Source organism: Pseudomonas sp. DY-1 (assembly GCF_003626975.1).
Lineage (GTDB): Bacteria > Pseudomonadota > Gammaproteobacteria > Pseudomonadales > Pseudomonadaceae > Metapseudomonas.
Map to the genome: position 1 here is coordinate 2,283,401 of NZ_CP032616.1, position 23,445 is coordinate 2,306,845.

Annotated in this window: 24 protein-coding genes, 1 pseudogene and 1 riboswitch; of the genes and pseudogenes, 5 read left to right on the forward strand and 20 right to left on the reverse strand. The window is 64.8% G+C overall.

Annotated elements, in window-relative coordinates; translation table 11 throughout:
• The first annotated feature begins 96 nt into the window (after positions 1-96).
• Together D6Z43_RS10855 and D6Z43_RS10860 are read left to right on the forward strand one after the other, a co-directional pair.
• On the forward strand, positions 97-1,917 hold the full coding sequence (locus D6Z43_RS10855; RefSeq protein ID WP_120651980.1) for an acyl-CoA dehydrogenase C-terminal domain-containing protein: 1,821 nt from the start codon (positions 97-99) through the stop codon (positions 1,915-1,917).
• A gap of 85 nt (positions 1,918-2,002) precedes the next feature.
• Positions 2,003-2,305 (forward strand): annotated as a pseudogene (locus D6Z43_RS10860) (endonuclease domain-containing protein); the annotation flags it as partial.
• A 95-nt stretch (positions 2,306-2,400) separates the two neighbouring features.
• Here D6Z43_RS10860 and D6Z43_RS10865 read toward each other — a convergent pair.
• From D6Z43_RS10865 to ttcA, 18 genes are all read right to left on the reverse strand, one after another.
• Positions 2,401-3,132: an adenosylcobinamide-GDP ribazoletransferase gene (locus D6Z43_RS10865; protein ID WP_120651982.1), complete on the reverse strand. Its 732-nt coding sequence runs from the start codon at positions 3,130-3,132 to the stop codon at positions 2,401-2,403.
• Positions 3,129-3,695 carry an alpha-ribazole phosphatase family protein gene (cobC, locus tag D6Z43_RS10870; protein WP_120651984.1) on the reverse strand — a complete coding sequence of 189 codons (567 nt, stop codon included), beginning with the start codon at positions 3,693-3,695 and terminating at the stop codon, positions 3,129-3,131. The genes D6Z43_RS10865 and cobC overlap by 4 nt, the downstream gene beginning before the upstream one ends.
• On the reverse strand, positions 3,692-4,750 hold the full coding sequence (cobT, locus tag D6Z43_RS10875; RefSeq protein ID WP_120651986.1) for a nicotinate-nucleotide--dimethylbenzimidazole phosphoribosyltransferase: 1,059 nt from the start codon (positions 4,748-4,750) through the stop codon (positions 3,692-3,694). Before cobT ends, cobC begins: the two co-directional genes overlap by 4 nt.
• Positions 4,747-5,268 carry a bifunctional adenosylcobinamide kinase/adenosylcobinamide-phosphate guanylyltransferase gene (cobU, locus tag D6Z43_RS10880; protein WP_120651987.1) on the reverse strand — a complete coding sequence of 174 codons (522 nt, stop codon included), beginning with the start codon at positions 5,266-5,268 and terminating at the stop codon, positions 4,747-4,749. Before cobU ends, cobT begins: the two co-directional genes overlap by 4 nt.
• 105 nt (positions 5,269-5,373) lie before the next feature.
• Positions 5,374-6,831: a cobyric acid synthase gene (locus tag D6Z43_RS10885; RefSeq protein ID WP_120651989.1), complete on the reverse strand. Its 1,458-nt coding sequence runs from the start codon at positions 6,829-6,831 to the stop codon at positions 5,374-5,376.
• Positions 6,828-7,820, reverse strand: a complete 993-nt coding sequence (cobD, locus tag D6Z43_RS10890; RefSeq protein ID WP_120651992.1) for a threonine-phosphate decarboxylase CobD — start codon at positions 7,818-7,820, stop codon at positions 6,828-6,830. The genes D6Z43_RS10885 and cobD overlap by 4 nt, the downstream gene beginning before the upstream one ends.
• The gene (gene cbiB / locus D6Z43_RS10895) at positions 7,813-8,721 is read right to left on the reverse strand and encodes an adenosylcobinamide-phosphate synthase CbiB (RefSeq protein WP_120651994.1); all 909 of its coding nucleotides are present in this window, start codon (positions 8,719-8,721) and stop codon (positions 7,813-7,815) included. Before cbiB ends, cobD begins: the two co-directional genes overlap by 8 nt.
• Positions 8,718-9,368, reverse strand: a complete 651-nt coding sequence (bluB, locus tag D6Z43_RS10900; protein ID WP_120651996.1) for a 5,6-dimethylbenzimidazole synthase — start codon at positions 9,366-9,368, stop codon at positions 8,718-8,720. The genes cbiB and bluB overlap by 4 nt, the downstream gene beginning before the upstream one ends.
• Complete coding sequence (locus D6Z43_RS10905; protein ID WP_120651998.1) at positions 9,365-10,663, reverse strand: cobyrinate a,c-diamide synthase; 1,299 nt, start codon at positions 10,661-10,663, stop codon at positions 9,365-9,367. Before D6Z43_RS10905 ends, bluB begins: the two co-directional genes overlap by 4 nt.
• Positions 10,664-10,729: 66 nt before the next feature.
• On the reverse strand, positions 10,730-11,341 hold the full coding sequence (cobO, locus tag D6Z43_RS10910) for a cob(I)yrinic acid a,c-diamide adenosyltransferase (protein ID WP_120652000.1): 612 nt from the start codon (positions 11,339-11,341) through the stop codon (positions 10,730-10,732).
• A 13-nt stretch (positions 11,342-11,354) separates the two neighbouring features.
• Complete coding sequence (gene btuB / locus D6Z43_RS10915) at positions 11,355-13,226, reverse strand: TonB-dependent vitamin B12 receptor (protein WP_120652003.1); 1,872 nt, start codon at positions 13,224-13,226, stop codon at positions 11,355-11,357.
• A gap of 66 nt (positions 13,227-13,292) precedes the next feature.
• Positions 13,293-13,507, reverse strand: a riboswitch (cobalamin riboswitch).
• A 46-nt stretch (positions 13,508-13,553) separates the two neighbouring features.
• Positions 13,554-13,874, reverse strand: coding sequence for a hypothetical protein (locus D6Z43_RS10920; RefSeq protein ID WP_120652006.1), 321 nt, complete (start codon positions 13,872-13,874; stop codon positions 13,554-13,556).
• 5 nt (positions 13,875-13,879) lie between these two features.
• Positions 13,880-14,530, reverse strand: coding sequence for an O-methyltransferase (locus D6Z43_RS10925; protein ID WP_120652008.1), 651 nt, complete (start codon positions 14,528-14,530; stop codon positions 13,880-13,882).
• A 7-nt stretch (positions 14,531-14,537) separates the two neighbouring features.
• Positions 14,538-15,065, reverse strand: coding sequence for a C40 family peptidase (locus D6Z43_RS10930; RefSeq protein WP_120652009.1), 528 nt, complete (start codon positions 15,063-15,065; stop codon positions 14,538-14,540).
• A 207-nt stretch (positions 15,066-15,272) separates the two neighbouring features.
• A complete protein-coding gene (locus tag D6Z43_RS10935; RefSeq protein ID WP_120652011.1) occupies positions 15,273-15,893 on the reverse strand; it encodes a C40 family peptidase in 621 nt (206 codons plus the stop codon).
• A gap of 69 nt (positions 15,894-15,962) precedes the next feature.
• On the reverse strand, positions 15,963-16,727 hold the full coding sequence (locus D6Z43_RS10940; RefSeq protein WP_120652013.1) for an NAD-dependent deacylase: 765 nt from the start codon (positions 16,725-16,727) through the stop codon (positions 15,963-15,965).
• Between the two features lie 42 nt (positions 16,728-16,769).
• Positions 16,770-17,441 (reverse strand): DNA-3-methyladenine glycosylase I, encoded by a 672-nt coding sequence (locus tag D6Z43_RS10945; RefSeq protein WP_120652015.1) that lies wholly within the window; start codon positions 17,439-17,441, stop codon positions 16,770-16,772.
• 90 nt (positions 17,442-17,531) lie between these two features.
• Entirely contained in the window at positions 17,532-18,356 is an 825-nt protein-coding gene (gene ttcA / locus D6Z43_RS10950; protein ID WP_120652017.1) for a tRNA 2-thiocytidine(32) synthetase TtcA, read from the reverse strand.
• A gap of 100 nt (positions 18,357-18,456) precedes the next feature.
• Between ttcA and D6Z43_RS10955 the strand changes: the two genes are divergently transcribed.
• From D6Z43_RS10955 to D6Z43_RS10965, 3 genes are all read left to right on the forward strand, one after another.
• The gene (locus D6Z43_RS10955) at positions 18,457-19,056 is read left to right on the forward strand and encodes a DNA-J related domain-containing protein (RefSeq protein WP_120652019.1); all 600 of its coding nucleotides are present in this window, start codon (positions 18,457-18,459) and stop codon (positions 19,054-19,056) included.
• 155 nt (positions 19,057-19,211) lie between these two features.
• On the forward strand, positions 19,212-19,811 hold the full coding sequence (locus D6Z43_RS10960) for a Yip1 family protein (protein WP_028628964.1): 600 nt from the start codon (positions 19,212-19,214) through the stop codon (positions 19,809-19,811).
• 126 nt (positions 19,812-19,937) lie between these two features.
• Positions 19,938-20,429: a SprT family zinc-dependent metalloprotease gene (locus D6Z43_RS10965; RefSeq protein ID WP_120652021.1), complete on the forward strand. Its 492-nt coding sequence runs from the start codon at positions 19,938-19,940 to the stop codon at positions 20,427-20,429.
• A gap of 131 nt (positions 20,430-20,560) precedes the next feature.
• Here the strand turns inward: D6Z43_RS10965 and D6Z43_RS10970 are convergent, their stop codons facing one another.
• Positions 20,561-21,742: a CaiB/BaiF CoA-transferase family protein gene (locus tag D6Z43_RS10970; RefSeq protein WP_120652022.1), complete on the reverse strand. Its 1,182-nt coding sequence runs from the start codon at positions 21,740-21,742 to the stop codon at positions 20,561-20,563.
• A 29-nt stretch (positions 21,743-21,771) separates the two neighbouring features.
• A complete protein-coding gene (locus D6Z43_RS10975) occupies positions 21,772-23,409 on the reverse strand; it encodes an AMP-binding protein (protein ID WP_120652023.1) in 1,638 nt (545 codons plus the stop codon).
• Positions 23,410-23,445: the final 36 nt, after the last annotated feature.

A 23,445-nucleotide genomic window follows, 5' to 3' on the forward strand; every position in this document is an offset into this window, starting at 1 on the left:
ATTGTCCCAATTGCCAGAGGCTGTCGTAGCCGCTGCCAAGGATCTCGCGTGGCCTGCCCCGTATAAACCGGGCCATCAACGCACGCCGAGGTCACCATGCCCAGCTACAAAGCCCCGCTGCGCGACACGCGCTTCCTGCTCAACGAAGTCTTCGACTTTCCCGCCCACTACCGCGCCCTGGCCAATGGCGGCGAAGCGACCCCTGACATGGTCGACGCCATCCTCGGCGAATGCGCACGGCTCTGCGAAGAAGTGATCGCCCCGCTCTACCACAGCGGCGACGAGGAAGGTTGCCACCTGGAAAACGGCGAGGTACGCACACCCAAGGGTTTCAAGGAAGCCTACGACGCCTATGTCGCCGGCGGCTGGCAAGGCCTGTCGCACCCGGTGGAATACGGCGGCCAGGGCTTGCCGATGAGCCTCGGTGCTCTTAAGCAGGAAATGCTCGGCACCGCCAACTGGCCGTTCTCCATGTATCCGGGCCTCTCCCTCGGCGCCATGAACACCCTGATGCAGCACGGCACCGAGGAACAGAAAAGGACCTACCTGGTGCCTCTCACCGAAGGCCGCTGGGGCGGCACCATGTGCCTGACCGAGCCCCAGTGCGGCACCGACCTTGGCCAGGTGAAGACCCGCGCCGATGCCAATCCCGACGGCAGCTATTCCCTGACCGGTACCAAGATCTTCATCTCCTCGGGCGAGCACGACCTCACCGAGAACATCGTGCACATCGTGCTCGCCCGACTGCCGGATGCGCCGAAAGGTACGCGCGGCATCTCCCTGTTCATCGTACCCAAGTTCCTTCCCGGCACCGATGGCGGCCTGGGCGAGCGCAACGGGGTGAGCTGCGGGGCGCTGGAGAAGAAAATGGGCATCAAGGCCTCCAGCACCTGCGTGATGAACTTCGACGGTGCCACCGGCTTTCTCATCGGTCCGGCGAACAAGGGCCTCGAATGTATGTTCACCTTCATGAACAGCGCCCGTATCGGGACTGCCATCCAGGGCGTGGCCACCGCGGAACTGGCCTATCAGGGTGCCCTCGCCTACGCCCGCGAACGCCGCTCCATGCGCGCCCTGTCCGGCACCAAGGAACCCGACTCCGTCGCCGACCCACTGATGGTCCACGGCGACGTACGACGCATGCTACTGACCCAGAAAGCCGTGGCCGAAGGTGGCCGTGCGCTGGTCTACCTCGCTACCCAGTACGCCGACCGCATGATCGAAGGCATCCTGCACAAGGACGAACGGCAGTACGCCCACTGGGATGACAAACTCGGTTTCCTCACGCCGATTCTCAAGGGCTGCCTGACCGAGCTGGGCCTGGAAAGCGCCAACCTCGGCATGCAGGTGTTCGGCGGCCATGGCTACATCCGAGAACACGGTATGGAGCAGATCGTCCGCGACGCCCGAATTGCCACCCTCTACGAGGGCACCACCGGCATCCAGGCCCTTGACCTGCTGGGCCGCAAGGTGCTGCTGATGACCCAAGGCAAGGCCGTGCGTGACTTCACAGGCGAGCTCGCCCGTTTCGCCATCGAACTGCTGAAGACCGAACCCGCCATGCGCGGACGAGCCCTGGTGCTGCTCAGGATGGCCGCGCAATGGAACTGGCTGACCCTGCGCATCGCCCTGCGCGCCCGCAAGGACCGCGACCTGGTGAGCACCGCCAGCCACGACTTCCTGATGTACTCCGGCTACGCCGCCCTGGCCTATGCCTGGGCCCTGCAAGAGCGCGCGGCCCGCGTGCGGCTGCGCGAAGGTGGCGCGGACTCCGCCGAGTTCTACCGCGCCAAACTGGCCACCAGCGACTTCTACTTCGCCCGCCTGCTACCTCGCGCAAAAGGGCACGCGACGGCCATGCTGAAGCCGACTGGGACGGTGATGGGACTGGCGGGCGAGCATTTTGTATTTGAGTGAGATCGGGGGAATCGCGGGGAATTTTCGGAAGGCAACGAAGCTGATTGCATAGAAGATCGAGCCTTTCCACATCAGAGGAAAGGCCATGGAAAGGCTCGAGTTTGCCAGGCGGCTTCGGGTAGAACAGACGGATGCGGAGCAGCGGCTTTGGCAGCATCTGCGCGCAAAGCGGTTACTCGGAATGGAGTTTCGGCGGCAGAAACCCATTGGACCCTACATCGTCGAATTCATCTGCCAGGAACGGATGCTGGTGATTGAAGTGGACGGCGGGCAGCACCCGGAAAGTAAGTCCAATGAAGCGCGAGACACCTGGTTCGTCGTGCGGGTATTCCGGGTCCTGCGGTTCTGGAACCACGAAGTGCTGCAGGAAACTGAAGCCGTGCTCGAAGCCATCCGATTGGCAGCGGAGGAAGCATTTCCCGGCAATCCCCTCTCCCCCGGCCCCTCTCCTCTTCAGGGAGAGGGGCCGGGGGAGAGGGCAGATCAGGCGAACAACGCCACCCCCACCAACACCCCCACCTCCACCAACTCCACCATCGCTCCCGCCGTATCCCCGGTCGTGCCACCCAGGCGTTGCATGAACCGCCCGCGCAGCCAGCCAAACAGCGCCAGCGCCGCCACCAGGGCGATCCAGGCGGGCCAGCCCAGCAGCAGAATCAGTGCCCCCTGAACCGCCAACCACATCGGCAATTCGCGGCGCGGGAGATGTTCGGCAATCGCCTGTCCCAGGCCGCCGGGACGGACGTAAGGGGTGGTAAGGAACAGCAGGGGCAACATCCCTCGCGCCAGCCAGGGCGCCAGCAACAGGGGCAGCCATTGCCCTGCCTGCAACAGGGCCGTCAATGCAGCGAACTTGAGCAGCAGCACCACCACCAGCACCACCACCGCGATCGGCCCGCTGCGTGGGTCCTTCATGATCGTCAGGGTGCGTTCGCGGTCGCCGTAGCCACCTACCCAGGCATCGGCCGTGTCCGCCAATCCGTCCAGATGCAGGCCGCCCGACAATCCGATCCAGAGTGCCAGCAACAGGGCCGCCGACAACAGCGGCGGATGCCCGTCCAGCAGCCAGGCACCGCCCAACAGCAGTGCGCCGAGCAGCAATCCGACCGGGGGATACCAGAGCAGCGACCGGCCGATCTGCGCCGGCTCCGGCATACCCGGCAGACGCACGGGCAGACGGGTGAGGAATTGCAGGGCGATCAGCAGGGGCGTCATGGGCGCTCCCGCAGACCGTGTACGTCGAAGGTCAGGCGGAACAGCTCGCCATGGGCCACTTCCACCTGCATCAACCCGGTGCGCGGCAACTGCCGGGCGCGGGCCACCAGGATGCGGATCACACCGCCATGGGTGACCAGCAGCACCCGCTTTCCGGCGAAGCGCTCCAGCAGACGCTCACCGGCAGCCAGCACCCGAACCTCGAAGTCCAGCAGGGTTTCACCGTCCGGCGGGGTGAAGCTATAGGGGTCATTCCAGAACTGGCCAAGCCCCTCGGCGTGATCCTCCATCAATTCGGCGGCGCTGCGGCCTTCCCATTGACCGAAGTGCAGTTCGCGCAGGTCGGAATCGAAATGCAGCGGCAGGCCAAGCTGCAGCTCCAGCTCGCAGGCGAACGCGGCGCAACGTTGCAGGGGCGAACTCACCAGCACGTCCCATGGCCCGGCACCGACGATGCCCGCGCGCATCTGCGTCCAGCCTTTGTCGGTCAGGGCGTCGTCGAGGCTGCCACGAAAGCCGCCGCCCCGTTCGGTTTCACCATGCCTCAGGAGGTCGAGCTTCATTCCGGCCGGTCCGAAACCGAAGCTTCGGCGAAGGTCGCCATGCCGCCATGGAGTTCGCAGGCCAGGCGCAATAGCGGCAGTGCGATGGCGGCCCCGCTGCCTTCGCCCAGGCGCAGGCCCAGGTCCAGTAGCGGCTGAGCCTCCAGTGCCTCGAGCACGGCGACGTGACCCGGCTCGGCGGAACGATGGGAGAACAGAAGCCACTCGCGACAGGCGGGGTTCAGGCGCACGGCGCATAGCGCCGCCACGCTGCAGATGAAGCCGTCCACCAACGCCGGCAGGCCCAGCTGGGCGCAGGCGAGGTAGGCGCCGGTCAGCGCCGCTACTTCGAAGCCGCCGAGGCGGCGCAGGGTTTCCTGCGGGCTGTCGCAGCCTTCGCGATGCAACGCCAGGGCATGTTCGATGACCTGGATCTTGTGGGCCACTCCCTTGCCGTCGAGACCGGTGCCTGGGCCAGCCATCGCGGTGGCGGGCAGGTCCAGCAGGGCACAGGCCAGGGCGCTGGCGGTGGTGGTGTTGCCGATGCCCATTTCGCCGCCGACGTAAAGATCGGCGCTCGCGCCCAAGGCGCGCTCGACGCTGGAGCGGCCGGCTTGCAGGGCGATCAGGCACTGGGCGGCGGTCATTGCCGGTTCGCGGGCGAAATTCGCGGTGCCGGCGCCCACGTGCAGGTGCAGCACACCCGGCAGGGGTTCCAATGGCAACGCTGTGCCCAGGTCCACCAGTTCCAGGGTTGCGCCGAGGCTTTTGGCCAGCACGCTGATGGCGGCACCGCCGCGGACGAAGTTGCGCAGCATCTCGCCGGTCACCGCCTGTGGATAGGCGGACACGCCCTCTTCCACCACGCCGTGGTCACCGGCGAAGACCGCGAACCAGGGGCGATCGATGCACGGCCGCTCGCGCCCTTGTTGGGCGGCGAGCGTGATGGTGAGGTCCTCGAGTTGACCGAGGGCGCCACGGGGCTTGGTCAGCTGATCCTGCCGGGCCTGGGCCTTGGCACGAGCGATGGGATCGAGGGGCTGGCAGGGGGCCTGCCACCAGTGCAGCGGAGTCATAGGGAATCTCCCTTGAGGATCATGGGCAAGCCGGCGACGGTGAAGATCACCCGTTCGCTGCGTTCGGCCAGGGCCTGGTGCAGCCAGCCGGCCTCGTCGACATAGCGACGGGTCAGCTCGCCCAGGGGCACGACGCCCAGGCCGGTTTCATTGCTTACCAGCAGCACGCGACCGGGAAGCCCGGCGATGCAACCGAGCAGCGCTTCGCGCTCTTCGTCCAGCCGCGCCGGATCGTCCAGCATGAGCAGGTTGGTCAGCCAGAGCGTCAGGCAGTCCACCAGCAGGCAGGTATCGTCGGCGGCGCTCTCGCGCAGCACTCGAGCGAGTTGCGACGGTTCTTCCACCAGCCCCCAGTGCTCCGGACGGCGGGCACGATGATGGGCGACCCGCGCGCTCATCTCGCCGTCCAGCGGCTGGCTGGTGGCGATATAAATGACCTTGAGGCCGCTTTCAGCAGCGAGCTTTTCCGCCAACCGGCTTTTGCCGGAGCGGGCACCGCCGAGGATGAGTTCAAGCATCGTTAAACCTCGTCGTTCGTGGGGCTGGCCCTAGATAGGGAGCACGGCCGTAGGAGCCTGCTTGCTGGCGAAGGTTGCGCCGAAGGTCCGCCAGCAAGCTGGCTCCTACAGGGACAATCCGCACAGTAATTGCAGCCTCCGCGTATCCAGATGCTGCTCTACCAGGTCTGCCAGGCGTTCGATATCGCGCTCGCGTAGTGCGTTGTAGTCCACCGCCTGGACAGCGGCGAGACCGGCCCAGCGCAGGATGGCGGCACTGGCGGCGGAGGATTCGAACAACCCGTGCAGGTAGGTGCCCATGATCTGGCCGTCGACACTGCGGGCGCCATCGGTGCGGCCGTCGTCCAGCACCACCATGGGGTTTTCCAGGCCAACGCCGGTGGTGACGCCAGCGTGGATCTCGTAGCCGCTCACCGCCGCGTCTTCCAGGCGGAGGGTGCCAGCGACATTGCGTAGCTGCTTCTCCGGCTCCAGCACCGTGTCGATGTCCAGCAACCCAAGGCCGACGCTCTCCCCTGCCGGACCTTCCAGGGCGTGAGGGTCGACGATGGTGCGTCCGAGCATTTGGAAACCGCCGCAGATTCCGAGCACCTTGCCGCCATAGCGCAAGTGACGTTGCAGCGCCTGATCCCAGCCGTGCTCGCGCAGCCGTGCAAGGTCGGCACGCACGCTCTTCGAGCCGGGAAGGATGATCAGGTCTGCTGGCGGAATGGGCTGGCCGGGGGCGACGAAGGTGAGCTGTACCTGTGGGTGCAATCGCAGCGGATCGAAGTCCGTGTGGTTGCTGATGCGCGGCAACACCGGCACCGCAACCCGCAGCACATCGCCAGTCTTGGCGGACTGCCGCTGGTCGATGGCGTCCTCGGCTTCCAGGTGGAAGTCGGTGAGGTAGGGCAGAACGCCGAGCACCGGCTTGCCGGTGCGTTGCTCCAGCCAGTCCAGGCCCGGCTCGAGGAGGGCGATATCACCCCGGAAGCGGTTGATGACGAAGCCCTTCACCCGCGCCTGTTCGCTTTCCGACAGCAGCTCCAGGGTGCCCACCAGATGGGCGAACACGCCACCGCGATCGATGTCGGCTACCAGAATCACCGGGCAGTCGACCGCTTCGGCAAAGCCCATGTTGGCAATGTCGTTGGCGCGCAGATTGATCTCCGCCGGGGAGCCGGCACCCTCAACCATCACCACGGAATACTGGCTGCTCAGGCGCTGGTGGGACTCAAGCACCGCTGCCATCGCGACCTTCTTGTAGTCGTGATAAGCGACCGCATTCATGCTGGTGACGGCGCGGCCATGGATGATCACCTGGGCGCCAATATCGGTATTGGGCTTGAGCAGCACCGGGTTCATGTCGGTATGCGGCGCCAATCCGCAGGCCAGGGCCTGCACCGCCTGGGCACGACCGATTTCGCCACCGTCGGCGGTCACCGCGCTGTTCAGCGCCATGTTTTGCGGCTTGAAGGGCACCACCGCGATGCCCCGGCGCTTGAGCCAGCGGCACAAGGCCGTCACCAGGGTGCTCTTGCCCGCATCGGACGTGGTGCCCTGCACCATCAGGGTCGTCATGGGCGCTCCTTGGAAAAATCTGTCAGAGCCCGGTCGAGGCGTGCCCAGCCGGCTTCGTCCGGCGGCAGACCAAAGCGCAAGCTGGGTGGCGAGGTGAAAAGCCGGGTAAGAATGCCGCGAGCGGCGAGAAATTCGTGCAGGGCCAAAGCGTCGTCGCGGAGCAGGCGCTGGAACAACGCGGTGCCGCCAGCGGGAGGCAGGCCGCAATCACGCAACAACGTTTCCAGACGCAAACCATCGCGCAGCAAGGTTTGCCGCTGAACCGTTTGTCCCGCTTCATCTTGCAACAGCGCCTTGGCCAGGGCCCGGGCCGGACCGCTGACCGCCCAGGGGCCGAGCCATTCGTTGAGTCGATCCAGCAACGCTGTTTCGGCCAGGACGAAGCCCAGGCGGATTCCCGCCAGGCCGAAGAACTTGCCAAAGGAACGCAGCACCACCAGCCCCGGCAACGGGCAATGACTCGCCAGGCTCTGCTGCGGCGTGCAGTCCATGAAGGCTTCGTCCACCAGCAGCCAGCCGCCCCGCTCGGCAAGACGAGCGCGCCAGCCCAGCAGGGTTTGCGGCGTCAGTCGCTCGCCAGTGGGGTTGTTCGGGTTGACCACCAGCACCACGTCGAAACGCTCCAGCTCACGCTCGGCGGTTTGCGCATCCAGCGCCTCCAGCTCGTGACCCTCACGGCGCCAGGCATGGGCATGCTCGGCATAGCAAGGCGAGATCACCCCTACCCGGCTGCGCTCACGGAGGCGCGGCAATGCCTGGATCGCGGCCTGGGAACCGGCCACCGGCAGTAGCGACTCGCAGCCGTAGTAACGCCGGGCCGCGTCTTCCAGGCCGTCCTCCAGCTCGGGCAGACGCGCCCAGGCCGCGACCGGAATGGCCGGCAATTCCCAACCATAGGGGGCGATGCCGGTGGAAAGATCGAGCCAGCCCGCTTCGGCAATTCCGTAACGCCGCGCCGCCGCGCGAAGTCGTCCGCCATGTTCAAGCAAGGAGCCAGCCTCCGATGATCAGCGCCGCGAGCCAGAGCATCACGCCCTGGCGCACCAGGTCGATCGCACGACGGATGTCTTCGGCGCGAGCGGCCGGACCTTCGCCCAGTACCGGGCGGTCGTGCAGTTCGCCGTGATAGACCGCCGGGCCACCGAGGGCCACGCCCAGGGCGCCCGCGCCAGCGGCCATCACCGGCCCGGCGTTGGGGCTATCCCACTGCGGCGCTTGCCGGCGCCAACAACGCAGGGCCAGGCCGGTTTTGCCGAGCACGGCGTAGGTCAGGGCCACCAGCCGGGCCGGGATGTAGTTGAGGACGTCGTCGATGCGCGCAGCAGCCCAACCAAAGCGCTCGTATCGCTCGTTGCGGTAACCCCACATGGCATCCAGCGTGTTGGAAAGGCGGTACAGCACCACACCGGGCGCGCCCGCCACGGCGAACCAGAACAGCGCAGCGAACACGGCGTCACTGCCGTTCTCCAGCACCGACTCGGTAGCGGCGCGGGCCACGGCCCCTTCGTCCAGCTCGCGGGTTTCGCGACTGACCATGTAGCCGACGCACTTGCGTGCTTCCGGCAAGTCCCCCGCTTGCAGTGCGTTGGCTACCGGCTCTGCGTGCTCGTTGAGGCTGCGCAGGCCAATGGCGGCGTAGAGCGCAATGACGCCCACCAGCCAACCGATATAGGGCAGTTCCGAAAGCAGCCAGGCAGCGAAGGTCAGCGGCAACACGGCAAGTACCCAGGCACTCACGCCATGACTGCGCCAGCCACGCCCGCCCGTGTTGAAGCGTTGCTCCAGGCGGTTGGCGAGCCTGCCGAAGGCCACCAGCGGGTGCCAGCCCCTGGGCTCACCGAACAGGGCATCCAGCGCCACGGCGCCGAGCGTGAGGAAACCCAGGCTCATGGGCGCTCCCCCCACTGGTTCTCGAATACCAGATCCGCCAGCGGACGTGGCTTGGCCCAGCCCTCGAGCGCAAGCATGGGGGCCGGATAAAACGCATTCACCGGGCCAAGGCAAAGCACCGCAACAGGCTTGCTGCCCGCCGGCATGCCCAGCAGTTCGGCGAGGGCATCCGGCTCGAACAGCGACACCCAGCCCATTCCCAGGCCTTCGGCGCGGGCCGCCAGCCAGAGGTTCTGGATGGCGCAGGAAAGCGAGGCCAGGTCCATTTCCGGCAGGGTGCGGCGGCCGAACACATGGGCTTCACGGCCGTCCATCAAGGCGGCCACCAGCAGTTCGGCACAATCGCGAATGCCTTCTACCTTGAGTTTCATGAACTCGTCGGAGCGTTCACCCAGGGCTTCGGCGGTGCTTATCCGTTCGGCGTCCACCAGCGCGTGAATACCATCGCGCAGCCCTTGCGAGGTGATGCGGATAAACCGCCAGGGCTGCATCAGCCCGACACTGGGCGCATGGTGCGCCGCCTCCAGCAGCCGGGCCAGTACCTCGGGCAGAACCTCACCGCCGCTGAAGTGGCGCATGTCGCGGCGTTCGGCAATGGCGCGGTAGACCGCTGCCCGTTCGTCAGGGCTGAAGGCATGCTCGCTCATGGTCGGAACAGCTCCACGGCCGCCCGTGGATTGGACGGCAGGTAGAAGTGAATGTAGGAGGCGGTCAGTCGGCCACTGCGGAACACCGCCTCGGCCACCGGTTTGTCGTTCGGGCACAGGGCGCGCACCAAGGGTTCCTGCGGCGAATCCAGCAACGAATGGTGGAAGGTGTGGCCGCGCAGGCTGCCTTCCGGCAGTGGCGCTTCCTGAAGGGCCAGGGCCGCCAGGCGCTTCTGCAGGGTGGCGCGGCCGGGCAGCAGGCCAACCAGCTCGGCGCATTCACCTCCTGCATCGGTCAGGGCGTCCAGCAGGTAAAGCATGCCACCGCATTCGGCGAGGATCGGTTTGCCAGCGCCGTGGTGCGCGCGGATGGCCTCAGCCATGGCGCGGTTACCCTCCAGCTGGCGCAAATGCAGCTCGGGGTAGCCGCCCGGCAGGTACAGGCTGTCCACCTCGGGCAGGCACTCATCGGCCAGTGGCGAGAAGTACACCAGTTCGGCGCCAAGCTGCTGCAGTAGGTCGAGGTTGGCCTGGTAGAGGAAAGCAAAGGAGGTATCCCGCGCGATGCCGATACGCACGCCGGCCAGTTCCTTGCCGAGCGACTGCAGTTCGGGTGCGGCGAAACTCACCGCTGGCGGTAGCGCCACTTCTGCGCTGGCGGCCAGGGCGTCGGCGGCGGCGTCCAGGCGTGCATCCAGGTCGGCCAGTTCCTCGGCCTGCACCAGCCCCAGGTGGCGACTGGGCAGCTCCACATCCGCGCTGCGCGGCAGCGAGCCATACCAGCGAATCCAGTCCGGCAGGCTGTCGCGGATCAGGTCGCTGTGGCGCTGGCTGCCGACGCGATTACCGAGCACACCGGCAAAGGGCAGGTCCGGCTGGTAGGTGGCCAGGCCCACAGCCAGAGCACCGAAGGTCTGCGCCATGGCGGCACCATTGATCACGCCGAGTACCGGCACACCAAAATGGCGAGCCAGGTCGGCGGCGGACGGCGAGCCGTCGAACAGGCCCATCACGCCCTCGATGAGGATCAGATCAGCCTCTCCGGCAGCTTCCCAAAGCAGGCGGCGACTTTCCGCCTCGCCCACCATCCACAGGTCCAACTGGTAGACCGGTGCGCCGGACGCGCGGGCGAGGATCATCGGGTCGAGAAAGTCCGGCCCGCACTTGAACACCCGCACCCGCTTGCCCTCGCGGGCGTGCAGGCGAGCGAGCGCTGCGGTGACGGTGGTCTTGCCCTGGCCGGAGGCCGGGGCGGCGATCAGAAGTGCGGGGCAGCTCCGAGTGAGGTCAGACATGGCAAAACCTCTCCCCTTCCCTCTCCCTGAATAGAGAGGGGGTAAAAACAGCGGCAGTGCCTGACATCAGAACTCCACACCCTTCTGGGCTTTCACACCGGACTTGAAGGCGTGCTTGACCAGAGTCATTTCGGTAACGGTGTCGGCGGCGTCGATCAGGCCCTGGGGCGCGCCCCGGCCGGTGGCGACGACATGCTGGTGTTCGGGGCGGGACTCGATGTCGCGCAACACGTCGTCCAGCTCCAGGTAGCCATGCTTGAGGGCGATGTTCAGCTCATCCAGTACCACCAGGCCGATCTGCGGGTCGTCCATCAGTCCGCGCGCGACCGTCCAGGCGGCGCGCGCCTTCTCGATATCACGCTGGCGATCCTGGGTATCCCAGGTGTAGCCCTCGCCCATCACGTGGTAGCTGACTTCTTCTGGGAAACGACGGAAGAAATTCTCTTCACCGGTGGACATACCGCCCTTGATGAATTGCACCACGCCCACCTTGAGGCCGTGGCCGAGGGCACGGGCGACCATGCCGAATGCCGAACTGCTCTTGCCCTTGCCGTTGCCGGTGTGCACCAGCAGCAGGCCGTACTCGTCCTGGGCCTGGGCGATCTTTTCGTCGACCACGGCCTTCTTGCGTTGCATGCGCGCCTTGTGGCGGGCGTCGCGGTCTGCGGATTCGGTCATCGTGAGTACCTCGTCACAGGGCTTGATAGCGGACGGTGAAGTAAACAGCTTGCCCCGGCTGGTTGTAGTCCAGCGCGGTTTCGTAGTCGGCATCCAGCAGGTTGGTCACCTTGGCCTGCAGGCGCCACTCCTCGGTCAGCCAGTACTCACCGCGCAGGTCGACGGTGGCATAGCCGGCGACGCGTTCGCGATTGGCCAGGTCGTTGTAGCTGCGACCCTCGGCATGCACAGTGGCCCCGACGCCAAATTGACCGATACGCCGGTCCAGATCGAGATTGAATACTTCCCTGGCGCGACGCGGCAGTTCATTGCCGGCGTTGGTGTCGGCGCTGCGGTTCTCGGTGTCGAGGAAACTGGCGTTGGCGTTCCAGCTCCAGCCCAGCCATTGACTGCCCAGCACCAGTTCGAGTCCGTCGATGCGCGCCTTGCCGATGTTGTTAGGGCCACCATAAAGACCGAGGGTGGAATCGTAGGCGATCAGGTCGTCCACATGAGTGCGATAGGCATTGATCGACCAGTGGCCCCACTCGTGCTGCCCGGCAAGGCCGGCCTCGAAGCTTTCCGAAGTTTCTGCGTCCAGGTCGGGATTGCCATATCCGGGGTAGTAAAGCTCGTTGAAGCTGGGCGCCTTGAAGGCAGTGCCATAGCTCAGGCTGAAGCGCACCGCATCGGTCATCGCATAGCCCCAGGCGGCATTGCCGGTGTCGTGGGTGCCAAACTGTTCGTTGTCATCACGACGCAGGCTGAGCTGCCAGTCCTGGCGTCCGTGCTCTCCCAGGTACTGGGCAAACCAGCCCTTGTTCAGGCGCGAGTCCTTGTCGAATACGGTTGAACTGCTGATCCGGTCGCGCTGCCAGTCGTAGCCCAGGGTCAGTACGTGCCCTTCGGCCAGGGTCAGGTCGTTGAGCCATGAGGCACTGTCGCGCTTGGAGTCGAAGCGCGCATCGAAGACACCGTCGGTGCGGCTGGTGGTCTTGTCTTCGCTGCGACCGGCCTGCAGGGTCACATCCCAGATTTCCGCCGGACTGAAACGCGCGCGGCCGCCCAGCAGCTCCTGACGGTTGTCTGCATTGGCGTTGTGCCCGCCCAGGGGGTGGAAGTAGCCGAACTGGTCGATATCGTCGTAGTCGTTGTGGGCCTTGGCGCGCATCAGCGTGCCATCGAGTTCCAGGCCGTTCTCGAAGCGATAGCCTGCACGCAGGCTGCCGGAAAGATTGCGGTAACCGTCGGCATCGGGCTCGTAATAGTCGCTGACCTGCCGGCGCGAGTTGATGCCGTCGGTGTCCTGGCTGCTGACGCCGAGGTTGTACCAGCCCTTGTCGTCACCACCGGAAACGCCGGCGCTGCCTTCATAGCTGTCGTGGGTGCCATAGCCCGCGGAGAACCAGGGCTTGGCCCCGTCCTTGCCGCCCTTGCGGGTGAAGATCTGGATGACACCGCCAATCGCTTCCGAGCCATAGAGGCTGGAGCGCGGGCCGCGAACCACTTCGATGCGTTCAATCAGCTCAACCGGCAGGTCCTGGAAGGCGGTGAGGCCGGCGCTGACCGAGCCCACCTTGACACCATCGATCATCACCAGCACGTGGTCGGATTCGGTGCCGCGCATGAACAATGTGGTGTTCTTGCCAGGGCCACCGTTGTTGCTGAGGGTCACGCCCGGGACTTTTTGCAGCAGCTCAGGCACCGAACGCGCTTGGCTGCGCTCGATCTCTTCGCGGTCGATCACCGTACTGGCGGCCAGGCTGGCGCGCACCGGTCGTTCGCTACGGGTCGCGGTAACCACTTGCTCGTCCAGCGTCAGGGGCGCTGCAACCAGCAAGGGAGAAATGGAGGAACTGCCGAGCAGCGCAAGCGCCGCCGGCCTGATGAAAGGCTTGCGAATCAAGGTATGGATCTCCGTCGTGCCACCCGCGCGACATCTCTAAAGGGAACTGCATGCGGACGACTCCGCGATGCCCTGCTTGCGACAGGCCGGTCTCCGGGCTTGCGAGTGGAGCCGAAACTCCCGTGCCGCGCCTTCCCATGCCTGGGGCACAGTGGCCGATTGCGGCGTTCTACTCGCCTACCGTTGCGGGGGCAGCGCCGGATTCTTCGAAGGAATGGACCGGCTTCCCTGTTTCACCCCTTCAGCAATAGCCGAGGGGCACCTGAGGCAGCGGCGAAGGTTAGAGGGTGCGCGGGGTAGCGTCAAATGCTAGCGGACACGTGCCATTCAGTGCCTCGGATTGAAGCCGGCGGGTTTGGCGGCCAGCCAGTCGACGAAGGTGCGCAGGCGCTCGTCACCCATCAGGGCCTCCCGGCTGTTGTAGTTCAGGGCCAGCTCCTTCTCGCTGAACAGCTTGTGGATCTGGTTGTGGCAGGGCCTGCACACCCAGAGGGTGGCGGTGATGCGCTCGTTCTTCGCGTAGCGCTTTTGCACGTAGGGCTTGTCGTGCAGAGCCTTGGGGATCAGGTGATGACGGGTGAGCGCGGCAGCCCGGCCACACAACTCGCAGGCGTCGGGCTGGGGCGGCAGGCGGATCGGTTCGGGCATGCCCGTCAGCGCTTGCGGCAGAGCGTCAGGCCATCGCCCACGGGCAGCAGCGACAGGTCGATACGCTCATCCGTCTTCAAGGTCAGGTTCAGGGCCTGTATGGCACGAGTGTCGACGTCGTCCGGCTCGGACTCCAGCACGCGGCCACTCCAGAGTACGTTGTCAAAGAGGATCAGCCCGCCCTGGCGCACCAGGCGCAGGGCCTCGTCCAGATAGGCCGGATAGTTGGCCTTGTCGGCGTCGATGAAGATCAGGTCGAGGCTGCCATCTTCCAGGCTCGCCAGGGTATCCAGTGCCGGCGCCAAGCGAAGTTCGATGCGTTCGGCCAGCCCCGCCTCCTGCCAATAGCGACGAGCGATAGCGTTGTAGTCACCTGGCAGGTCGCAACAGATCATCCGGCCGTCAACGGGCAATTCCGCGGCCATGCACAGGGCGCTGTAACCCGTGAAAGTGCCCACTTCGAGAATGCGACGAGCGCCGGTGAGCTTGACCAGCAAGGCCATGAACTGGCCCTGCTCCGGCGCGATCTGCCAGCGCGCCATGGGCATGGCGGCGGTTTCGGCGCGCAGCCGCTGCAACAGCGGCGTGTCCCGTAGCGAAACATCGAGGAGGTAGCCGTAAAGGGCGTCGTCGAGGTTCAGCGTGCGGTTGGTCATGACAACCTCAGTGGGATTGGGCCAGGCGTGGATCGAAGATTACGCGCTTGGCGCTGAGATAGCTGCGTTGCCAATAGCTGTTCGACAGGCTGTCCAGACGCACCGTTCCGCCCGTGCGCGGCGCGTGTACGAAGCGCCCCTCACCCACGTAGATGCCGGCATGGCTGACCTGCCCGCCGCCATTGGTGGCGAAGAACACCAGATCGCCGCTTTGCAATGCATTGAGGCTGATGCTGGGCGTACGCATGGAGATCAGTTCGCGCGTGGAGCGCGGCAGGGCGATGCCCGCGGCGTCGCGGTAGACGTAGCCGATCAGGCCACTGCAGTCGAAACCGCTGTCCGGGGTGTTGCCGCCCCAGCGATAGGGCGTGCCCACCAGGCCCAGGGCACGGAACAGCACGTCTTCAGCCGCAGGGGAGAACTGCTGGGAGGGCGCGGCAATGACAGGAGGAGAGTAAGGCGGCGGCGCCTTGCTCGCACAAGCGGTGAGCAACGAGGCCAGGGCAAGAATGGCGAGGCGGTTCGGTGCGAGCATGGCAAGTCAGTCCTGACTTGAGGAATGCACGCTAATTTGCTGATCTCACAGTGATATTGCAAGAGAAAGCTACACACCCGAACAGAAAAAGTTCCCTGACCACACTCGGAAAGCGATTTTTTTTGCATTCAGGTAAACCCCGGACAGAAAAAAGCCGAGGCGGCCACTAAGGGCCGCCTCGGCTGTTTCGACTCGAATCCGACTGGATCAGCGATGCAGCGGGTGGCGAGTCGGGGTATTCATGGCCAGGACGCGCTTGGCTTCCATGTAGCTGGCCTTCCAGTAGCGGTCGTCGAGGCTGTCGACGCGGACACCACCGCTGCGGCTGCTGCTGGAGTGGATGAAGCGGTCATCGCCGATATAAATGCCGGCGTGACTGACGCGGCCACGGCCACGATTGTTAAAGAACACGATGTCGCCGGGCTTCAGCTCGCTACGAGCGATCACCGGAGCATCCAGGTTGATCATTTCGCGAGTGGAACGCGGCAGCTGGATACCAGCCTCTTCCTTGAACAGGTAACCGACGAAACCGCTGCAATCGAAGCCGGTCTTCATAGAACGGCCGCCAAAGCGGTACGGAGTACCCACCAGCTCGAAACCGCGCTCAAGCAGGCCATCGGCCAGGGACGGCATCTGGTAGGGCTCGTCGTCGGTGAGGTTGGCAAGATCCAGGGCGGTGGGCCCACGATCCGCCAGCAGCGAATCGGGTGCGCCGTCGGCTACGGGGGCCTGGGCCTGGGATTGCGGTTGCTGCTGCACATTGCCTGCGCAAGCGGCGAGAAACAGAGCGAAGGTAAGAGGCACGAGGGGTGCGAAGCGCTTCAGCATGGGCACGACCGTGTCGAATGATTTCTGATGAAGGCGCGACTATGCCCTCTATCAAATCCATTTGCAAATTTAATCGCCCGAAATGTGACTCAGCAGTCCTTGCAAAACATCTAAGGCCTTTCCTCTGAGGTGGACATCGACGACGGGGCTCAGGTCGGTGAGCGCCGGATTGATTTCCACGGTGAAACCGCCTGCTTGGCGGGTGCGGATGACGGGCTCGATGATGTAAGGAAAGCTCGCCGTGGTTCCCACCGAGATCACCGCATCGAATCCCTTGCGTAGCTCGGCGTAGAGACTGTCGATGGCCTGCTCTGGGAGCATTTCTTCGAACAGCACCACGGGTGGGCGGAGAATACCACCACATTCATGGCATTTGGGAGGCATTTCTCCTGCCAGATGTCGGGCAAGGTCAGAACTTTCCGCCCCGCAGGACTGGCAGTAGAGCGGCGACAGCTCGCCGTGGATCTCGATCAGCCGCTCCGGCGGCGAGCCCGCCTGGCGGTGGTAGCCATCGATGTTCTGGGTCAATACCCAGCATTCGGGCTTGAGCCGCTGCAACTGTGCAATCGCTTCATGACCGGCGTTCGGCCGGGCGCCCAGACAGGCGCGGCCGAGCTGGGCGAGGTACTTCCAGCAGAGGGCCGGGTTGCGCCGCAGCATCGGCCCGGAGAGTGCTTCCTCTATAGGCAACCCCTCCTCCGTGACGCCGTTGTAGAGCCCGCCCAATCCACGATAAGTGGGCAACCCCGAATCAGCTGACAGCCCGGCTCCGGTGATCACCAGGATTCGCTCGGCCGCCTTGATGGCTGATGCCACGTGCTGGATATCCGACATGCTCCCCTCCTCTGCCGGCCGGCGCCGAGCGCCCGTTACGGTTCAGTGATTGACGGTGTGGGCCAGCATCCACGAAAGCTGGCAGAGCGGGCGACCGCTTTCGGCATGCCACTGGTTGAAAGCTGCCTGGACCTGGGCCAGGTCTTTCTGGCTGGTGGGCGCCTTATCGATGATGTCCTGGGCCTTGAGGGCCGCGACCATATCATCGGTCGGAATGAAGGTGTCCTTGCCGACCATACGCAGGAAGCGCGGCGCCGACAGCCCGCCCAACTGGTTGCCATGCTTGGCCAGGTACTTCCACAGGCCAACGATATCGGTCACCGGCCAGTCGGCGATCAGGGCGCCGAAGCTGCCTTTCTCTCGTGCCACATCCAGCACGAACTGGGCATTGCGCGGCACGCTCTTGAGCTTGCCGAGGTGGCGGATCAGTCGCGCGTCCTGCATCAGACGCTCCAGATGCTCGGCGCCCATCAGCACCACTTTTTGCGGATCGAAGCCAAAGAAGGCCAGCTCGAAGGCCGGCCACTTGGCGTCCACCTGGCTGTGCTTTAAGCCCGCACGGAAGACGCGAAGAGCAATCAGCGACAGATAGCGGTCATCGCTGAGCGCACGCAATTCGGCGTCACCGAGCGGCTGCGGCAGGCGTGCCTCCAGGGCTTCGGCCGAGCCGAAGCGGTTCAGGCAGTATTCGTGGAGCCAGCGGTAGTCGCGCATGCGTTGTCCTTTCGATGCGGAAACGATTCCCTGTAGGAGCCTGCTTGCTGGCGAACCTTCGCGAGCAACCTTTCTCCTGCAAGGGCACGATCAGATGTTGATCACTTCCAGCGTACGCGGTGCCGCGGTCTCGTCGATGCGCAGGCTGGCGAAGTCGAACAGGTTGCGGTCAGCCAGCTGCGAAGGCACTACGTTCTGCAGGGCACGGAACATGATCTCGGTACGCCCCGGCGACTTACGCTCCCACTCCTGGAGCATTTCCTTGACCACCTGACGCTGCAGATTCTCCTGGGAGCCGCAGAGGTTGCACGGGATGATCGGGAACTCCTTGAGAATGGAGTAGGCCTCGATATCGGCTTCATTGCAGTAGGCCAGCGGACGGATCACCACGTTGCGGCCGTCGTCGGCACGCAGCTTCGGCGGCATGGCCTTGAGGGTGCCGCCATAGAACATATTGAGGAAGAAGGTCTCGAGGATATCGTCGCGGTGGTGACCCAGGGCCATCTTGGTCGCACCGATCTCGTCGGCGAAGGTATAGAGGGTGCCACGACGCAGGCGCGAGCAGAGCGAGCAGGTGGTCTTGCCTTCCGGAATCTTCTCCTTCACCACCGAATAGGTGTCCTTTTCGATGATGTGGTACTGCACACCGATGGATTTCAGGTAGGCCGGCAGGACATGCTCGGGGAAGCCGGGCTGCTTCTGGTCCATGTTCACGGCCACGATCTCGAACTTGATCGGCGCGACCTTCTGCAGGTACAGCAGCACGTCCAGCATGGTGTAGCTGTCCTTGCCTCCGGACAGGCAGACCATGACCTTGTCGCCATCCTCGATCATGTTGAAGTCGGCGATGGCTTCGCCGGCCAGGCGGCGGATGCGTTTCTGCAGTTTGTTCTGGTTGACCGAAAGGGTGCCCATGGTGCTCTGAAATCCGGGGGGAATGCGAAAAGCTGGCTATTTTACGCACAAAGCGAGCGCGACCCCAGCCCCATCATCGCCCTGTGCTAGGCTCCGGCGGATGAACAGTGACCTCGATCCCGCCCTGGACCTCAGCGACCAGCTCCTCGAACTCTTGCGCGGGGCCCCCGAGGGGCTGAGCGAGTACCAGTTGATCCAGGTCCTCAAGGCCCGCCACTCCACCCACATCCCGCACTTGGAACTTACCGACAAGCTGGTGCTGTTCCGTACGCACTTCCTGGTCTTCAACGCGCTCTACCGCCTGCGCGACCAGCTGAACGGCACCGGCCTTGCGCAGCTGGCCATCAGTCCGCTGTGCGTGCAACTGCTGCCCTATGAGGCTGGGGCCACCTCGGCCCTCAGCGAGCTGGACCCGCTGCGCGACTATTACCTGGACTTGGGTAACCTGCGGCACACGACAGAGGAAGATGTGGAACGCCTGCTGGCCAGTTTCTGGACCCGCATGCAGGGCAGTGAAGAGAAGCTCGCGGCACTGGAGCTGTTTGGCCTGCACAGCGGCAGCCAGCCTCTCAGCCTCGCGGTGATCAAGCAGCGCTACCGCCAGTTGGTGAGCCAGCACCACCCCGATCGCGGCGGCAGCACCTCGCGCCTGCAATCGATCAACAAGGCCATGGAAATACTCCAACGCTATTACAGCTGACGCTGAATCTTCGATTCGCTCTAAGGCGTCGCCGAATCGCCTGCCTATACTGCGACATAAGGTCGCATAGGTCGGCCGGGCACCGGGTGGCGCTGGCTACGCGCCCCCGGCGCTTCGCTGGGGGGCGACCTCATAATAATGAGGAGGTGTTCAGCATGATCCACCACGTTTGGGGGCTCTTCACCCATCCCGATCAAGAGTGGCAAGAGATCCGTGGCGAAGAGGAAAGCGTCAGCCACATGTACCTCACCCACGTCCTGATCCTTGCTGCAATTCCCGTGATTTCTGCCTATATCGGCACCACCCAGGTCGGCTGGGTACTGGGCAAGGGCGATCCCGTGATGCTCACCCAGGCCAGCGCGTTGCAGATGTCCATCATGTCCTATCTGGCGATGCTCGCCGGCGTGGCAGTGATGGGCGGATTCATCCACTGGATGGCGCGCACCTACGACGCCAATCCTAGCGTTACCGAGTGCATCGTCTTTGCCGCTTACTGCGCGACCCCGCTGTTCATCGGCGGTCTCGCGGCGCTCTACCCGCACCTCTGGTTCGGCGCAACAGTAGGCACATTAGCCATCTGCTACACGGTCTACCTGCTGTACGTGGGCATACCGACTTTCATGAACATTCCGAAAGACGAAGGCTTCCTGTTCTCCAGCTCGGTGCTGGCAGTGGGCCTGGTGGTGCTCGTGGCGATGATCGCCTCCGCCGTGATCCTCTGGGGCTTCGGCCTGGGGCCGGTGTACACCAGCTGAAAACCCTCGTTGACCAGAAGGCCGCCTGCGGGCGGCCTTTTCTTTTGGCCGGGAATGACCGCTCGGCGTCACCACCTTTGGGCAGCAAACGCTTTGCGGCATAATTCCGCGCCAACGGAGTGCCCTATGCCCGAGCAGCTACTTGCCCGCGTCGAGGCCTGCTATCAGCAGGCCGAAGCCTTTTTCAAATGCCGGTTTCCCCGCCCCGAAGTGAGCTTCAAGCTACGCGGGCAGAAGGCCGGCGTCGCCCATCTGGACGAAAACAAGCTGCGTTTCAACCCGCAGCTCTACCGCGAAAACCAGGAAGACTTCCTGCGCCAGACCGTCGCCCACGAAGTGGCGCACCTGGTAGCCCATCAACTGTTCGGCCCCCGAATCCAACCCCATGGCGAGGAATGGCAGCTGATCATGCGCGGGGTCTACGAACTCCCCCCAAACCGCTGCCACACCTATGAGGTGAACCGGCGCAAGGTGACGCGCTACCTGTACCGCTGCGCCTGCCCCGACGGCCATCCTTTCTCCGCCCAGCGCCACGCCCTGGTGACGCGCGGGCGCCGCTACTACTGTCGGCGCTGCCAGGTGACTCTGGTGTTCAGCGGGGAACAAAGCCAGGTTTAGGACCTGTGGCGGACCTGTGGGGACGAATTCATTCGCCATGCAGGCCGAAGGCCTGCCCACCGGAGGCCGGGGACCGCCATGCGGTCCTCAGCGAATGAGTTCGCCCCCCACAAGGTTCCTGCTTCGCCCCGTCAACCCACCACCTTCGCCGCCTTCAGCCCCTCGATCTGCTCGGCGCTGAGCCCCAGCGCGGCCAGCACTTCAGCGGTATGCGAGCCCAACGGGCCGCCGGCATGGCGCGGCGCGGGCAGGCCGGCAGAGAACCTGATCGGACAGCCGATCTGCTTCTGCGCAGGCAAGCCTTCGCGCGGAACCTCCACCACCAGGCCGCGGGCCTTGATCTGTGGATGATCCACCGCCTCGGACAGCGGCAGCATCGGCTCCACGCAGGCGTCCAGCTCGGCGAAGACCTCGACCCACTCGGCGAAGTCGCGCTTTTCGAATTCGATCTCGATGGCCCGTTTCAGCTCCTGCTGGTCTTCGGGCCTGGGCGACAGCCCCTTCGCTGCCAGCTCGGGACGGCCAAGGGCGGCGCAGAACTGCTGCATGAACTGCGGCTCCAAGCTTCCTACAGAGAACCAGCGGCCATCACGGGTACGGTAGTAGTCGTAGAAGCTGCCGCCATTCAGGGCCTGGTTCTCCATGGCCGGTTCAACACCCGCACCGAGATAGCTGGCACCCGCCATGCCGTGCAGGGCGAAGGCGCAGTCGGTCATGCTGACGTCCACGTGCTGCCCCTCCCCTGTCACCTGGCGATGGATCACAGCCGCGAGCAGGCCCATCACCCCATGCAGGGAGCCGCCGCCAATATCCGCGAGTTGTACGCCCAGCGGCAGCGGTCCGCTGTCGCGGCGTCCGGTGTAGCTGGCGATACCGGCCAGGGCCAGGTAGTTGATGTCGTGTCCGGCACGGTCGCGATAGGGGCCGGTCTGGCCATAGCCGGTGATGGATAAATAGATCAGCTTCGGGTTGATCGCCTTCAGCGCTTCATAACCCAGCCCCAGCCGTTCCATGACGCCTGGACGGAACTGTTCCAGGACGATGTCGTATTCCTGCACCAGTTGTCTGACCAGCTCCACCGCCTCCGGCCGTTTCAAGTCCAGGGCAATGCTGCGCTTGTTGCGGTTCAGATAGGCGTGGCTGGTGGACTGGCCGCCGTCGTGGGGCGGCAGCACACGCACCAGGTCTGTACGCGTAGGCGACTCCACCCGGAGCACATCGGCGCCCATGTCAGCCAGCAGCAACGAGGCGAAGGGCCCCGGCAGCAGGGTGGAGAAGTCGAGGATTTTCAGCGAAGACAAAGGGCCTTTCATGGCAACTCCTGATGCGTATGTTCTGGCGGTCATTCCCAGTGCAACGCCTGGTGTGCATCGAGACGGTCGACCGCCGGGGCGTAACGGGCCTCCAGCACGTTGCGGCGAATCTTCATGGTCGGGGTCATGCAGCCGTTATCCACCGTCCAGGGCTCACGCACCAGCAGCAGATGGCTGACGCGCTCATGGGGCAGCAGCCGGTCATTGAGTTGTTCGAGGGTGGTCAGCAGGTCCGCCTCCACCTGGGCGCGGGCCTGCTCGCGGGCGGCCGGGCTCAGCTCGATCAACGCCAGCGGCTGGTCCAGGCCGCTGCCCATCAGACACACCTGCTCGACCCAGAGATTCTTGGCGATTTCGCCCTCGATGGGGGCCGGCGCCACGTACTTGCCCTTGCTGGTCTTGAAGATGTCCTTCACCCGACCGGTAATGCGCAGGTAGCCGTCGTCGTCGACATGCCCCTTGTCGCCGGTATGCAGCCAGCCATCGCGCAGGGTTTCTGCGCTCTTCTCCGGCTCCAGGTAGTAGCCGCTCATCAGCGATGGGCTGCGGTAGAGGATTTCTCCGTCATCGGCGATGCGCAGGTCGTTGTCCGGCATCACCCGGCCCACCGTGCCGAAGCGCACCTGCCCCGGCCGATTGAAGTTGCCGTAGGCGAAATTCTCGGTCATGCCGTAGCCCTCGCAGATAGTCAGGCCGATGCGCCGATACCACTCCAGCAACGCCACCGGAATGGGCGCCGCACCGCTCACCAGCACTCGCGCGCGGTCCAGCCCCAGACCGCGGCGGATCTTCCACGCCACCAGAGCCCCCAGCAGCGGAATGGCCAGCAAGCGGTCGAGTCGCCCCTGGGGTAGCCGCTCCAGTACGCCCTGCTGGAAGCGCGTCCACAAGCGTGGAACCGAGAAGAACTGGGTTGGTCGCACCTGACGCAGGTCTTCAGCGAAGGTTTCCAGGGATTCGACGAAAGCGATTTCACCGCCGCAATAGAGGCTGTTGGTTTGCACCAGGAAGCGTTCGGCGGCATGAGACAGCGGCAGGTAGGAAAAGAACCGGTCGTCCGGCCCCAGCCCCATTTCCCCTACCGAGCGGCTGGAGGCGAAGGCGAACGCCCGCGCCGTCTGCATCACGCCCTTGGGCTGGCCGGTGGTGCCGGAGGTATAGAGGATGCTGAGCAGTTCGTCCGGGCGCTGCTCATGGGTTTTACTCATGGGTTCGTAACGCGACAGCAAATCGCCCCAGGCATGTTCGGCGCGCAGCGTCGGATAGGGCATGGCGATGCGTGCCACGCTGTCGGGAATGCCGGATTCCAGGCGCTCGGCATCATCCAGCTTGCCGAGGATGATCACCTTGCATGCGGAATGGCGTAGCACGTACTCGATGCTCTCGGCCGATTGCAGCGGGTAGAGCGGCACGCTGACCAGTCCGGCGAGCATGATCGCCATGTCGCTCAGGATCCATTCCGCGCAGTTCTTCGCAAGTATTGCCACCCGGTCGCCCGGCTCGCAGCCCAGGGCCCGCAGTGCGCTGGCCAGGCGCCGGGCGCGGTCGTCGGCCTCGCGCCAGGTGATGGGATGCCAGGTCCGCGCCACCGGCTGGCGCAGCCAGACGCGGTCTGGCGTGGTCGCCACCCAGTGGGTGAAACGTTGCAACGGCAATGCTTCGCTCATCCTTCGCCCCTCTTATTGTTGTTATCGGCTCGCTGC